This is a genomic window from Bradyrhizobium huanghuaihaiense, assembly GCF_025200885.1.
Taxonomy (GTDB): domain Bacteria; phylum Pseudomonadota; class Alphaproteobacteria; order Rhizobiales; family Xanthobacteraceae; genus Bradyrhizobium; species Bradyrhizobium huanghuaihaiense.
This window is the reverse complement of the sequence record NZ_CP104172.1, coordinates 4755891-4767995: the sequence shown is the minus strand read 5'-3', so window position 1 is coordinate 4767995 and position 12105 is coordinate 4755891. Positions and strand designations below refer to the sequence as shown.

Below are 12105 nucleotides of genomic sequence, written 5' to 3'. Positions count from 1 at the left end.
GACGACGTTCCGGCGACGGCTTCCTTTTGCTCGCTCATGAGGTCAATGCAGATGACCACGACATCCGAAGCGCAAGGCCTCGTCGAACAACTCGACCCCGCAGCCCTTGCGGCCGCCGCAGCACCCGAACCCGAAGCTCCGGAAGCTCCCGTGCCGACCAGGCGGTCCAGCCGGAAATCGGTGCTGGCGCTCTCGGTATGTGCCCTCGCCATCAACGGTTCGGCGGCCATCTATACATGGCCGTCCGATCTTCCGTCGCTCAATGTCCGCAAGTTGGCTGAACTGTTTCCGCGCCCGGAATCGTCCGCGCCAAAGCCGGATCCCGTCGTCGCGGCCTTGAAGGATATCCAGTCGGCCCAGCAGCAGCACACGGCTTCGCTGCAGGAGAACAACGCCTTGGTGCAGCAAAATGCAGTTCTGCAGCAGCAGGATACGTTGGTGCTCCTGTCCCTGCGACAGAGCATCACGGACGAACGGGTCGATGTGAGGAAGATATCGTCGCAGCTGTCCACGCTGATCGCGAAGGTCGACGCGCTACAGAATACGATGATGTCGGACGTTACGTCCTCCATCCGGAGAGCGAATGCGCGCTTTGGACTGTCCGCAACGATGCGCAGGCGGATGGCGCGGGAATCGAAGCCTGTAGGGCCTATAGAGCCTATACGGCCTATAGGGCCTGTAGGGCCTGTGTCGGTTGGAGGAGCTCCGCTGAGCGTGCCGGCTACGGCGTCGGCTCCGGAGAGCTGAAGGCGTTAACTCCCTGACTGAACAAGGTTGGCCGAGTGCAGCCCGTCACTTCGAGGCGTGGTCGATCTTGTGCTGCAAATGCCCGGTGTCGTGATCGCGACGTAACTGGCTCAGCGACGTCTCGTTCAACTGAAGCAGCACCTCGCTGAGTTGGGTCGTGTCGGGATAGCCGGCCGCAAAACCCTTTCCGTAGATCTTGCGCAACGTGCCGACCAGCGTGCCGCCATGCTTCTTGCTGATCCCACCATCCTTGTCGCGGTGGCGACCATCCAGGCCATGTTCCTTCATGTATTTCTCCCTGTGCGGCGTCTTGAGCGCCTGGAGAGAGCGTGCTCCTAAACGAGTTGATTGGCAACGGCATGGCGCGCGGCAGTTGAGGGCTGGTCCGGGCCGCCGCAACAGTGTTGCCGTCACCTGTCCATCGCTGAGCTGTGATGCCGCGTTGGATTGCGGCGGGATCGTTGACGCATCACATCAACCCGGGCGGCGTTCGATTGGAACTGGTATGATGCGCTCTGTTCTGGCCTTGGGTCTGTTGATTGTGCTGTGCGCGGCTGCGAACGCAGCGACGGCGCATCGCTCCCGCACACATCATCCGCGCTATCCCGCGGTCGATCGTTTCGGCGCAGACGAAGATCCTCGGGCACGCTTCGCGGTCCCCGGCTGGAGCGATGAAGCAACGCAGCGCTGGCTGAACAGTGCCTCGTCCAATGTCGGCCGAGGCGGATAGCCACCGCGATCGGTTGCGTTGTCACCTCGCGCCGCCGATCCGATGGGGTGGTTGGCGAAGGCGGAGTGGCTAGGCGGCCTGTTCCTCGAATGAGGTGTAGACCCGGCCCGTGGGATCGACGACCTGAACGTCCCAGCACCCGTCCTCGACCAGTTCCCTGGCCTTCTTGAGGGCGGCCGCAAGCGACGGCCGCTTGAGGCTGACGACGCCTGCCGTGTCGAAACCGTTGATTTCAAACATGCCGCTCCCTCCTGTTTCTCGAATCCTACACCTTTCTTGCGTGTTGTCTCGCGGCGTTTTGGGGGAGGCCTCCTCCGCAAGCTGGATTGACTCTGCAGCTTCCCTGTCGAATTATTCGGGAAAAAGTGGCAATCGGGCAATGAGCGATGAAAGACTACAAGGCTCAGCTAGAGAAGTTGCGCACGGACGCTGCCGAGTGCGCACTGATCCGCGATCTTGCGACCGACAAAGCCAAGCGTGAGCTATTTGATCGGCTGGCCAATCATCTGACCGTGCTCGCGGAACAGGTCGAGCTGGCGATGCTGGAGCGACACAAAGGCGCTGGAACGTAGGGCCCCTTCGGCAGCCGGGTGACGGCCGAGGCGAGCGCGGGGGTTACCGGGTCGGAGACGCCTTCCATCCATAGGACTGACGCGGGATCTGACCAGTGACGTCGAGATCCTTCTCGTCAGAGAGGCGCCAGGCCGCCACGCCGAAGCAGACGGTCAGAACGACGGCGGTCACTAGCAGCAGCATCGATAGAAACTGGCTCACACCTACACCCCTGAACGCGACGCATGAGCGGAGCGACCATGGAACGTCGATTCGGAAAATGCAGGCGCGCTGACCCAACGCCGATTTTCCCCATCACTCACGCCGGACCAAAAGCGCTCACGAGTCCAATCGTGATCGGGACCAGCGCCACGACGGTCCAAAGGACGGGCGAGCCAGAGGAAAGGCCAGCGATCAGTATCCAGGCACCGAAGCCCACGAGGAGCACTGAGATGGCATAGGCAACAGCTTTGTCCATCGTTCGATCCACGAGCAACACAGGACCGATTGCGACTGTAAGAGTCCCCGCGCTTGGAAACGTTCCTAATGCCTCGCGGCGGGCGCGGTGGATGGGGACGTAGGGACGGTGGTCCAGCACGCTTAAGTGCATCGGATCGTCGAAGGGCTGCCTCCAGTCTCGTTCGGTCATTCGTTGCGCAAGAGTTTGCTATTCCTGTCCGTAACAGTACCGACAATGTTGTGAAGCGAACAGAACGCGCTTCGATCTGTGAGTAGGCTCGAAGTCGCTTGAGCTTCCCCAAGGTCCAAGCACCCACGGCCCCGGCCTCAACGCCCACCACGAAACCCCAGCCGGGGCCGTTTTTCTCCCGCTATCGATATCCCCATCGCCGGCGAACCGGTCGGGGGGCCCTCCGCGGCTCTTGAGGATCGCTTCGAAAGGCGATGACGGATCGCAGCAACGAGTGATGGGTTTCGCAAGAGCTCAACCCGTCCTACGTCCTCCTTCGCACATGACAGCCACGTTTAAGGTCGTCGCCCTGACCGAGGACAGATCCGTCGATATGATTTGAAATGTTGGGCTCATTGTCATTGAGCTGGCTGTGGTGAGCGCGCTGGGGCTCGAACCCAGGACCCCGTGATTAAAAGTCACGTGCTCTACCGGCTGAGCTACGCGCTCCCATGGCCGCTGATGGCTTCGAAAAGAGATCGCCATCGTCTTCGGACATTCGAGAAGCATGTCTTGCCGCCACGCTGAACTCGCGTTGCGGGGAAAACCGGCTGTTTCCGGATCATGCTTTCGGCCCGGGCTGTGTAGGGGGAGTGGCTGCGGAGGTCAATAGCGGGGGTGGCTGCCGAAACTCGTGGCAGGAGCGGGGATTTGCTTACGGTGCCCGCAGCTTAAGGCGGGATTTTCAACCCGATTGGCGGGGCGCCATCCACGCCGAACTGCCGTATGGGACGCCGGCGCGGGGGGCTCGCCCGCGCCGCGATGTCTTCGGCCGTCAGTTCGCCTCCCGCCGCACCTCGTTCGGCACCGGCTGCGGCGTGCCGGCGGGGGTCGGCAGGGCGACCGGGCGCAGGCCGATCAGCTCGGCGGTGCGGATCGCGCTGTCGCGCCAGAACTGGAACGAGTTGATGCGGCTGAGCTCGAGGATGGCGATCGCGACCGCCGCCAGGAACGGCAGGCTTTGCAGCACCAGGACGCCGGCGAAGATGTAGATCTCGGTGATCTGCCGGAAACTGTTGGACGCGACCAGCACGCCGGCGCCGACCAGGAGCAGGATGCCGATCACGGCCTCCCAGAACGCCTGGAACTCGATCGACATCCGCGACAGGCCGCCCTTGGAGGTGCGGGCGAAGGCGATGTGCTCGGTGATCAGGCCCTGCGCAACCGCGCGCGACACGGTCCACTGCACGCTCATCGCCGCGATCATGGCGCCCAGCATCTGGCCGGGCTTGATGGCGACGCGGGCGCGGTACATCGACAGGAAGTGCGCCAGCGAGACGATGAAGGCGCCGATGATCGGCAGCGTCAGGATCTTGTCGGGAATGGCGATGTCGGCAAAGGCGACGATCGGCACCCAGACGAGGTTGAGCAGGGCCACGACCACGCCGAGGCTTTCGGCGCCGAGCCAGTTCAGCCAGCCGAGGCCGTATTCGCGCTTCTGGTCGGCCGTCAGCCGGCTCTTGCCGGGCAGGAAGTTCCGCCAGTGCTTCTTGACGATCTGGAGGCCGCCATAGGCCCAGCGGTGACGCTGCTTCTTGAAGGCCTCGTAGGTGTCGGGGAGCAGTCCCTTGCCGTAGCGGTGGCGAGTGTAGTGCGTGGTCCAGCCGAGCTCCTGGATCGCAAGGCCGAGATCGGAGTCCTCGCAGATCGTGTCGCTTGACCAGCCGCCGGCCATGTCCATCGCGGCGCGGCGGATCAGGCACATGGTGCCGTGCACGATGACGGCGCCCACCTCATTGCGCTGGACCATGCCGATGTCGAAGAAGCCGGCATATTCGCCGTTCATGATGTAGTGCATGATCGACAGGTCGCCGTCGCGATGCTCCTGCGGCGCCTGCACGAGGCCGACGCGCGGGTCGGCGAACGCCGGCACCAGGTCCTTCAGCCAGTCGGGATCGACGACATAGTCGGCATCGAGGATGCCGATGATCTCGGCATCGACGGCGGTGCGGTCCATCGCGATCCGCAGTGCGCCGGCTTTGAAGCCCTGCACCTTCTCGGCGTTGATGAACTTGAAGCGTTCACCGAGCGCGCGGCAGTGATCCTGGATCGGCTGCCAGAACGCGGGATCGGGCGTGTTGTTGATGATGACGACGCATTCGTAGTTCGGATAGTTCAGCCGCGACAGCGCATCGAGCGTCTGCTTGAGCATGTCGACCGGCTCGAAGTAGGCGGGGATGTGGATCGACACCTTCGGATAGTAATTCTCCGGCACATTCTCGACCGGCTTGCCCTTGGCGAGCAGCCGCTGCGGCGGGCGGCCGAAGGCCACCGCCGCGATCTCGTCGATGCGCGCCATCGCAATGAGAACAAGAGGAACAAGGAGGATCATGCCGAGCGTCAGCGCGAAGGCCGAGCCGAAGATGAAATAGTGGCTGTTCCAGAACGCGAACACGGTCGCCGCCCAGGCGCCGACGCCGTTGGCGGTCGCCGACAGCAGGAAGGCCTGCTTTGCGGTCGGCTTTTCAAGCCGCAGGATCGGCAGCGACAGCAGGACGCCGACCAGGAGCGCGATTCCCATCAGCTTCCAATAGTCGGGGTTCTCCACCGGGCCGGTCCAGGCGAATTTCGGCTCGCGGCTGGCGTTGAGAATGCCCCAGTACGGACCGACGCCGCCTTCGAAGAATTTCCAGGGCTGATCGATGGCCTCGACGATGTTGTATTCCATGCCGATGGCTTCGGCGCGGCTGACGAAGTTGCGCAAGGTCAGCGCCTGCTGGAACGGACCGGGGTCGGCGTTGCGTAAGTTGTAGCCCTGGCTCGGCCAGCCGAACTCGGCGATTACGATGCGCTTGCCGGGGAACAAATTGCGCAGCAGGTTGTAGCGGTCGACGGCCTGGTCGACCGCCTGGTCCGAGCGGAAGTTTTCCCAGTAGGGCAGCACGTGGGCGGCGATGAAATCGACGTTGGAGGCAAGGTCGGGATTGTCGCGCCAGATGTTCCAGATCTCGCCGGTCGTGACGGGCACGCGGACCGAGCCCTTGACCTTCTTGATCATGTCGATGAGGTCTTCGACCTTCTGCTCGCCGCGGTAGATCACCTCGTTGCCGACCACGACGCCGACGACGTTGCTGTTCTTGCGGGCGAGCTCGATGGCGGCCTTGATCTCGCGCTCGTTGCGATCCTTGTCCTTGTCGATCCAGGCGCCGACGGTGACCTTGAGGCCGAACTCGGCCGCGATCGGCGGCACCAGCTCCACGCCGCCCGTCGACGAATAGAGGCGGATCGCGCGCGTCATCGTCGACAGCGTCTTCAGGTCGGCGCGGATTTTCTCCACGCTCGGGATGTTGTCGATGTCGGGGTGGGCCGAGCCTTCGAACGGCGCGTAGGAGACGCTGGGCAAGAGGCCCCTGAAATCGGGAGCGGGTTCCTTGTCGCGCAAGACTCCCCACAGCCCAGCGTGAAGCACGGACACGAGCAACAGAACGGCGGCGACAACGCGCATCGCGGCTAAACCAAAAGGGGCTGAGGTGGCAGGGAAGCGGACCCGACCCCGAGATCCGACCAAGTCCGCGGCAAATGGAGCATACCTCTGCCGCGCGGTTTCACAACTGTCATGGGCTCATGTCCTTATGAGGGCATGGGCTTTTCGAACGAGGCGCGGCAGTGCCAACCGCGTCTATGGCCGATCGTTCCTGAACGAGAGCTGAAACGATCGCGACTATTTCTGGGGCGCCGGTGTCGGGCTTGCCGCAGGCGAGGGGCTCGCGGCCGGCTGCGGGGCAGGCGCATTGCCGGCGGTCGGCGCTGCCGGCTGGGACGCGCTAGCTGCTGCCTGCTGCGGCTGGGAGGCCGGGTTGATCCAGCATGCGTGCACGCGGCTATCCAGGGTCTCGGCGACCTTGGGATCGATCTGGCCGCCGAAGCGGGTCAGGCAGCGGAACGCCGCCTGGATATGGCCGCCGGGGCAACCGAAGCGGTCGTAGAGGTCGAGATGGCGGAACGCGGTATCGAGGTCATCCCGCCACATCAGCCGCACCACGCGCCGGCCGAGCCAGACGCACTCAGGGTTGCCGGCCGGGCCGTTGATGACCTGGGCGGCTTCGGCGAATTCGTCGGTGCGGCGCTGGTTCTGGGCGGCGTCCTTGGCGGCGTCGGCGGGCTGGGCGGCGGCCTTGCCCTGGTCGGGGGCCGGCGTGCCGCTCTGGGCGGAGGCACCATTAAGGCCGGCCAGACCAAGAAGGGCGGATACGGCCAAGGTGGCGGCGAACTGCCGCAGGACCGCATTTCGTGACTGACGCACCCGTTGCCGCATGAATTCCCCAACTTCTCCACTGACCGCCCGCGTCAGGATCCCGCGGACGCGCCGTGATGGCGTCCAAATGGGTCTCCAATGCGGCGGAAAAATCCCGCCGAGTCCCATGACCTGTATTTCGAATTTTGTCCAGCAAAGTCACAATCCTAGGCCTCTGTCGAACGGCCGCAGGTAAATTCCCTGGGGGCGCGGAGGATCCACCTGGAGTGCCCCCTTGGCAGACGGCGTGCGAGCAGGTAATCGACGGCCCTTCGCGGAGGACGGAACCGATTTCTCTTCGTACGCCACTGGCGCTTCTGCTCGTTTCACTGGGTGCGATTGCTGCCGTGTGGTGGTGGCTGGCCACGCCAATCACGCTCGCGCGCGCCCCGATCGATCCCGCCGAGAAGGTTCAATGCGTCTCCTATGCGCCGTTCCGCGGCGAGCAGTCGCCGCTGAACGCATGGACCCATATCGAGGCCGACCAGATCGAGCAGGACCTGCGCCAGCTCAAGGAGATCACCGACTGCGTCCGCACCTATTCCATGGAGAATGGGCTCGACCAGGTTCCGGCGATCGCCGCCAAGGTCGGCGGGATGAAGGTGCTGCAGGGCATCTGGCTCTCCAGCAACCGCACCAAGAATTTCGAGCAGGCCGCGCTCGCTGTCCGTCTCACCAAGGACTTCCCCAGCGTCATCACCGCGGTGATCGTCGGCAACGAGGTGCTGCTGCGCGGCGAGATGACGACCGCCGACCTCGTCTCCATCATCCGCTCGGTGAAGGCGCAGGTCAGCGTGCCCGTCACCTATGCCGATGTCTGGGAGTTCTGGCTGAAGAACCGCGAGGTCTATGACGCCGTCGATTTCGTCACCATCCACATCCTGCCCTATTGGGAGGACTTTCCGGTCAAGGCGAAATTCGCCGCCTCCCATGTCGAGGCGATCCGCGAGCGCATGGCGGTGGCGTTCCCCGGCAAGGAGATCCTGATCGGCGAAACCGGCTGGCCGAGCGCGGGGCGCATGCGCGAGGGCGCGCTGCCGTCACGCACCAACCAGGCGCGCGTCGTTTCGGAAATCCTCAGCCTTGCAAAGGCGAACAAGTTTCGCGTCAACCTGATCGAGTCCTACGACCAGCCGTGGAAGCGCAAGCTGGAAGGGACCGTTGGCGGCTATTGGGGACTCTATGACTCCGTGCGCCGGAACCTGAAATATCCGCCGGGCCAGCCGATCAGCAATTTCCCGTACTGGAAATGGTACATGGGCGCCGGCATGGGCCTGTGCGTGCTGGTGTTCGCGGTGGCGCTGATCACGCTGCGCCGGCGGCCGTGGACGCCGCGCTTCTCGGCCTGGCTCGGTGTTGCGATCTCGGCAACGACGGCGGGGAGCCTGCTCGGGATCGGCGCCGACAAGATGTTCTATGAGAGCCTCGGCCTCGGCGGCTGGGTGCATTGGGGCGCGCTGCTGCTCGCCGGCATCCTGTCGCCGATCTTCTGCGCGCAGGCGATGGTGATCGGCCGCAGTCTGCCGACCTTCCTCGATCTGCTCGGTCCGCGCGAGGGCCGGAAATGGTCGAAGCTCACCGCCGTGCTCGGCCTGACGCTGGCGGTGACCGCGGTGATCGCGGCCGAGACCGCGCTCGGCTTCGTGTTCGACCCGCGCTACCACGACTTCCCCTACGCCTCGCTGACGATGGCGGTGCTGCCGTTCGCGCTCTTGATGCTGAACCGTCCGCAGATCGGCCAGCGTCCGATTGCGGAAGCGGTGTTCGCCGGCGTGCTCGCGCTGTCGGCGGTCTATGTCCTCATCAACGAGGGGCGCGACAACTGGCAGTCGCTGTGGACCTGCGCGATCTATCTCTTGCTTGCGCTCACGCTGTGGCGGGCGCGGGCCGAGCAAATCCAAGAATGAGCAGGCCGATCGCAAGGCCCGACAGCACGACATTGTAGAGCACGATGCCGAGGCCGGCGGCGATGATGCCGACGGTCAGCAGCACGATCGACGGCCGCATCAGGTTGAGCGTCGCCACCACCAGCGCGACGATGCCGAACACCGAATTCTTGAACAGCACGGTCGACACCGCGCGCGCCTTGCAGATCAGCGTCTGCAGGCCGGCGTCGCAGGCAAGGCCCACGGTCGAGAGCTCGATGCCGAGATAGCGCAGGTAAAGCGCATAGCCGACGGATACGAAGCCGACGACGATCAGGAACTGCACCTGGTAGGGCGTGAGGCGGAAGGGCTTCTTTGTCATGGCCGCAATATGGTCGGGATGGGGGAAGGGGGCAACAGGGCAGGTGGAGGTTTCCTGCGGATTCGGCCGACTTTTGGCGATTGCAGTGATCCGCGAAACACGTCTCTATCCGCCGTCCGGCCCCGCCTACGCAGGGGGCATCACAAATCGATACTATGAGGCGTCCCATTCGGCACGCGGATTTTCTTCCGGTAGCTCCGGCACGTTGTCCAGATCCAAGTACGGTATGCGCCACGGCCGTTCATCATTAAATGGCACGTTCCAAGTTTGGCAAGAAAGGCAGCGAATGGTCACGCCGTCGGGTATATCGCCTCCGCGGCACACGATACGATCGCAGCGCGAGCACATAAAATCGGTCAATCCAGGTCGAAATCGGATTTCTTGACCAACAAGCGGAGTGATGCGTTGGAAGGATAAGACCGTCCTTGAAGTTGCTTTCATCATCTTTCGAACGAGCCTATGGGGGTGGTCGTTGTGTATCCCGCTCACGGCAACGTAGTCCGGGAACCCAAGATCGTTAAACAATCTTATTCGCACGACATAGAATCGGCGGCCATGATGGGTTTCCATGTCGAGCCGGATGGCATGCCGCGGGCTTGCAGCCGGTCTGTCCTTAACTGATCCGCCAACTAGCCAGTGAATTGGAGTTTCGGGCGCTCCCACGAGTGTTGGGGTCAGAAGAGGCTGAAAGTTTGTGTCACCTAGCTCGGCGACGGTAAACGCATGAGCAATTTTAGCGATCATTCGTCCGAAGCGGACCGGATCCGTTCGACCTGTCGGGACTGAAATTCCGGAATCTTGCAAGACCGCAAAAAGCTCTCCGTTTGGTGCTGAGAGCATTCTTGGCGTGGGGCCGGTCCAAGCAGGATGATTCTGGGGAAATTGAAAATACATCTCCAGATTGCTCTGACGCAGCGGATACGGGAGCATGAGTTGTGGGAGGGGAAATTTGGGTAACAGCAGATGAACAGGATACTCAGCGATAGGAATTTGGACCGTCTTCTCCGATCCGTCAGGCATGATCTTTTGGGCTGGTAGTGTCTTCGGTCTATCTTTAGGGCGTTTCGTTGGGAGGTCGGCCTGATATCTAAACGGGCCTAACATGTTCTTTTGGCAGAATTGTTCTGTTCGATTGATAACGCGTTCACACTCAGCGCAACTCGCTTCTGGTAAGATAAGATCTCCGCCCAGCCCCTCGGGGATGATGTGCTCATCACCAAGCTTTGTTCTCCTCTGTGAGTAGGAGGTGTCGCCGCAATAGATGCAATGCTTAACCGGCGCGTATCTCATGGAGCAAATCCTGAGGAGAGTAGTGCGCGATGGAGCGCCCCGTGCATAACGTTGACGAAGCTTAGCCGGCCCTTTGCGATCGCCAGCCTCCCTAGTCAGGCAGGGCTCACAACTGATCGGTCTAAACGATAGCGGGCACTCTACCGCCTGAAGAACGACGTCAGCGTCGATCCGGCCGACGCCGTCTCCGGCTTTGCCTGCGGCGCGGGCTGCTGTGGTGCAGGGGCAGGCGCCGGCTCCTCGCGCTTCGATGAGCGCTTGGAAGAGTAGCTGCGGCGGCGCTTGTCCGGTTTTGCGTTTGGTGCGGGCGCGGGTGCAGTCTCGGCTTGAGGCGCCGCGTCCTGCGTCTTCTCGGCGTTGTTCTCCTGAACCCGGTCCTGGGACTTCTCTTGTCCCTTCTCTTGCGCCTTCTCCGAACCGCCACGCATCGACAGCCGTTGGCCGTCGAACACGGTGGTCTCGCAGTGGCGGCTGCTCTCGGATAGTCCGGCGCAGAGCTTTGCGGCGGCGGCGGCGTTGATCAGCGGACCGGCCCCCAAGCGCAGCTGCATGCCGTTGCCACCTTCCTTGATCATGATGATCGGACGTAGCGCCGCGACTTCCGGATTGGATTTGGTCAAGCCGCGCCAGAGCGCGCGCAGGCCGTCGATCGAGTTGGCGCCGCCGAGGTCGATCGCAAAGCGTGTCTGCTGGACCGCGATCGCCGGCGCCTCGGCTTCGGCTGCCTCCGGCGCCTTGGCTGGTGCGGCCGCGGCGACTTCGGTCGGGGCCGGCGTGGGCTCCGGCTTCTTCTCCGTCTCGGGCTGAACCAGTCTGGATGCGGCGGGATCGGGCGGCGCCATGATCGACTTGGACGGCACCAGCGGAAGCATCGGCAGCGCCGAGGTCGTTGCCGGCGCCTGCGAGACCAGGGAGGCGGCAGCAGCGGTCTGCGGCGGCGGATTTGCCGGCTCCTTCGCTGCGTCCTTTATGGACTCCTTTGCCTGGTCCTTGGCGGCCGCGCGCGGCTTGTCGCCAGGGGCCGCCGGCACCGAGGCCACCGGCCCGACGCTGGGCGCAGCCGCCGCCGGCTGCGCGTCAGGGGCCGGTGTGTCCTGCGGCTTTGCGCTCTGCCTGGCGATGGCGCCGGTGACGGAATCGAGTCCTTGCTCCAGCACGGTGACGCGTGAATAGAGCCGGTCGCGATCGGTGTTCAGCGTCTCGATGGCGGCGGCGAGGCGGCGGGCCTCGTTCTGGCTTTCCTTGGTCAGCAGCTGCAGCCGGTCGGCCTGGCGCGCGAGATCGGCTGAGGCGACCTGGTCACGGCGCCAGCCGAGCTGGGCCTGGTTGGCCATCACGGCAACGACGACGGCGCCGACGGCGGCCACGCCCCACGAGCCCAGCCGCCACATCATGCGGCGGTCGAACGCGCTTTCCTCGGCCAAAAGTCCGGAGAACAGCCCGCCGGTCTCCTTGGTGCCGAAGGCGTCCGCCAGTGGGTCGGAATCCTTTGCCATGAACGTTAAATGCCCAGCCCTGTCCGGCTTCCCCGAATCAATCAGGGAACATTAACAGGAAAACTCGGTCGCACTTGAATTCCGGGCGTTTGCGGGGGTAGCAAGGCGGCAGCTCACGAGG

12 protein-coding genes and 1 tRNA gene are annotated in these 12105 nt (G+C 63.5%); 3 read left to right on the top strand and 10 right to left on the bottom strand.

The window, feature by feature from the left end; genetic code table 11:
- Positions 1 to 45 precede the first annotated feature (45 nt).
- Positions 46 to 747, top strand: coding sequence for a hypothetical protein (locus N2603_RS22735; protein ID WP_260424111.1), 702 nt, complete (start codon positions 46 to 48; stop codon positions 745 to 747).
- Between the two features lie 45 nt (positions 748 to 792).
- Here N2603_RS22735 and N2603_RS22730 read toward each other — a convergent pair whose 3' ends face one another.
- Positions 793 to 1035 carry a hypothetical protein gene (locus tag N2603_RS22730; protein ID WP_260424110.1) on the bottom strand — a complete coding sequence of 81 codons (243 nt, stop codon included), beginning with the start codon at positions 1033 to 1035 and terminating at the stop codon, positions 793 to 795.
- A gap of 511 nt (positions 1036 to 1546) precedes the next feature.
- A complete protein-coding gene (locus N2603_RS22725) occupies positions 1547 to 1717 on the bottom strand; it encodes a hypothetical protein (protein ID WP_260424109.1) in 171 nt (56 codons plus the stop codon).
- 146 nt (positions 1718 to 1863) lie between these two features.
- Here N2603_RS22725 and N2603_RS22720 point away from each other — a divergent pair, with 146 nt between their 5' ends.
- Positions 1864 to 2049, top strand: coding sequence for a hypothetical protein (locus tag N2603_RS22720; protein WP_260424108.1), 186 nt, complete (start codon positions 1864 to 1866; stop codon positions 2047 to 2049).
- Between the two features lie 43 nt (positions 2050 to 2092).
- On the opposite strand, the gene N2603_RS22715 is transcribed toward N2603_RS22720, so the two are convergent.
- The 5 genes from N2603_RS22715 to N2603_RS22695 all read right to left on the bottom strand — a co-directional run bounded on the left by N2603_RS22715 (position 2093) and on the right by N2603_RS22695 (position 6972).
- Positions 2093 to 2251: a hypothetical protein gene (locus N2603_RS22715; protein ID WP_260424107.1), complete on the bottom strand. Its 159-nt coding sequence runs from the start codon at positions 2249 to 2251 to the stop codon at positions 2093 to 2095.
- Between the two features lie 97 nt (positions 2252 to 2348).
- Positions 2349 to 2507: a hypothetical protein gene (locus tag N2603_RS22710; protein ID WP_018642108.1), complete on the bottom strand. Its 159-nt coding sequence runs from the start codon at positions 2505 to 2507 to the stop codon at positions 2349 to 2351.
- Positions 2508 to 3091: 584 nt separating this feature from the next.
- Positions 3092 to 3167 (bottom strand) — tRNA-Lys (locus tag N2603_RS22705).
- A 325-nt stretch (positions 3168 to 3492) separates the two neighbouring features.
- Complete coding sequence (locus N2603_RS22700; protein WP_260424106.1) at positions 3493 to 6162, bottom strand: glycosyltransferase; 2670 nt, start codon at positions 6160 to 6162, stop codon at positions 3493 to 3495.
- A 216-nt stretch (positions 6163 to 6378) separates the two neighbouring features.
- Positions 6379 to 6972 (bottom strand): beta-1-3, beta-1-6-glucan biosynthesis protein, encoded by a 594-nt coding sequence (locus tag N2603_RS22695; RefSeq protein WP_260424105.1) that lies wholly within the window; start codon positions 6970 to 6972, stop codon positions 6379 to 6381.
- A gap of 326 nt (positions 6973 to 7298) precedes the next feature.
- On the opposite strand from N2603_RS22695, the gene N2603_RS22690 reads away from it, so the two are divergent.
- A complete protein-coding gene (locus tag N2603_RS22690) occupies positions 7299 to 8858 on the top strand; it encodes a glycoside hydrolase family 17 protein (protein ID WP_260424104.1) in 1560 nt (519 codons plus the stop codon).
- Here N2603_RS22690 and N2603_RS22685 read toward each other — a convergent pair.
- The 3 genes from N2603_RS22685 to N2603_RS22675 all read right to left on the bottom strand — a co-directional run bounded on the left by N2603_RS22685 (position 8818) and on the right by N2603_RS22675 (position 11984).
- Positions 8818 to 9198, bottom strand: coding sequence for a hypothetical protein (locus tag N2603_RS22685; protein ID WP_260424103.1), 381 nt, complete (start codon positions 9196 to 9198; stop codon positions 8818 to 8820). The genes N2603_RS22690 and N2603_RS22685 overlap by 41 nt on opposite strands.
- Before the next feature lie 153 nt (positions 9199 to 9351).
- Complete coding sequence (locus tag N2603_RS22680) at positions 9352 to 10488, bottom strand: HNH endonuclease (protein ID WP_260424102.1); 1137 nt, start codon at positions 10486 to 10488, stop codon at positions 9352 to 9354.
- A 140-nt stretch (positions 10489 to 10628) separates the two neighbouring features.
- Complete coding sequence (locus N2603_RS22675; RefSeq protein WP_260424101.1) at positions 10629 to 11984, bottom strand: hypothetical protein; 1356 nt, start codon at positions 11982 to 11984, stop codon at positions 10629 to 10631.
- Positions 11985 to 12105 lie beyond the last annotated feature (121 nt).

Excerpts from the sequence above, each read along its gene's own strand:
- N2603_RS22680 (WP_260424102.1), bottom strand. The coding sequence starts at position 10,488 with ATGAGATACGCGCCGGTTAAGCATTGCATCTATTGCGGCGACACCTCC.
- N2603_RS22720 (WP_260424108.1), top strand. The coding sequence starts at position 1,864 with ATGAAAGACTACAAGGCTCAGCTAGAGAAGTTGCGCACGGACGCTGCC.
- N2603_RS22700 (WP_260424106.1), bottom strand. The coding sequence starts at position 6,162 with ATGCGCGTTGTCGCCGCCGTTCTGTTGCTCGTGTCCGTGCTTCACGCT.
- N2603_RS22675 (WP_260424101.1), bottom strand. The coding sequence starts at position 11,984 with ATGGCAAAGGATTCCGACCCACTGGCGGACGCCTTCGGCACCAAGGAG.
- N2603_RS22695 (WP_260424105.1), bottom strand. The coding sequence starts at position 6,972 with ATGCGGCAACGGGTGCGTCAGTCACGAAATGCGGTCCTGCGGCAGTTC.
- N2603_RS22725 (WP_260424109.1), bottom strand. The coding sequence starts at position 1,717 with ATGTTTGAAATCAACGGTTTCGACACGGCAGGCGTCGTCAGCCTCAAG.
- N2603_RS22730 (WP_260424110.1), bottom strand. The coding sequence starts at position 1,035 with ATGAAGGAACATGGCCTGGATGGTCGCCACCGCGACAAGGATGGTGGG.
- N2603_RS22735 (WP_260424111.1), top strand. The coding sequence starts at position 46 with ATGCAGATGACCACGACATCCGAAGCGCAAGGCCTCGTCGAACAACTC.
- N2603_RS22685 (WP_260424103.1), bottom strand. The coding sequence starts at position 9,198 with ATGACAAAGAAGCCCTTCCGCCTCACGCCCTACCAGGTGCAGTTCCTG.
- N2603_RS22710 (WP_018642108.1), bottom strand. The coding sequence starts at position 2,507 with ATGGACAAAGCTGTTGCCTATGCCATCTCAGTGCTCCTCGTGGGCTTC.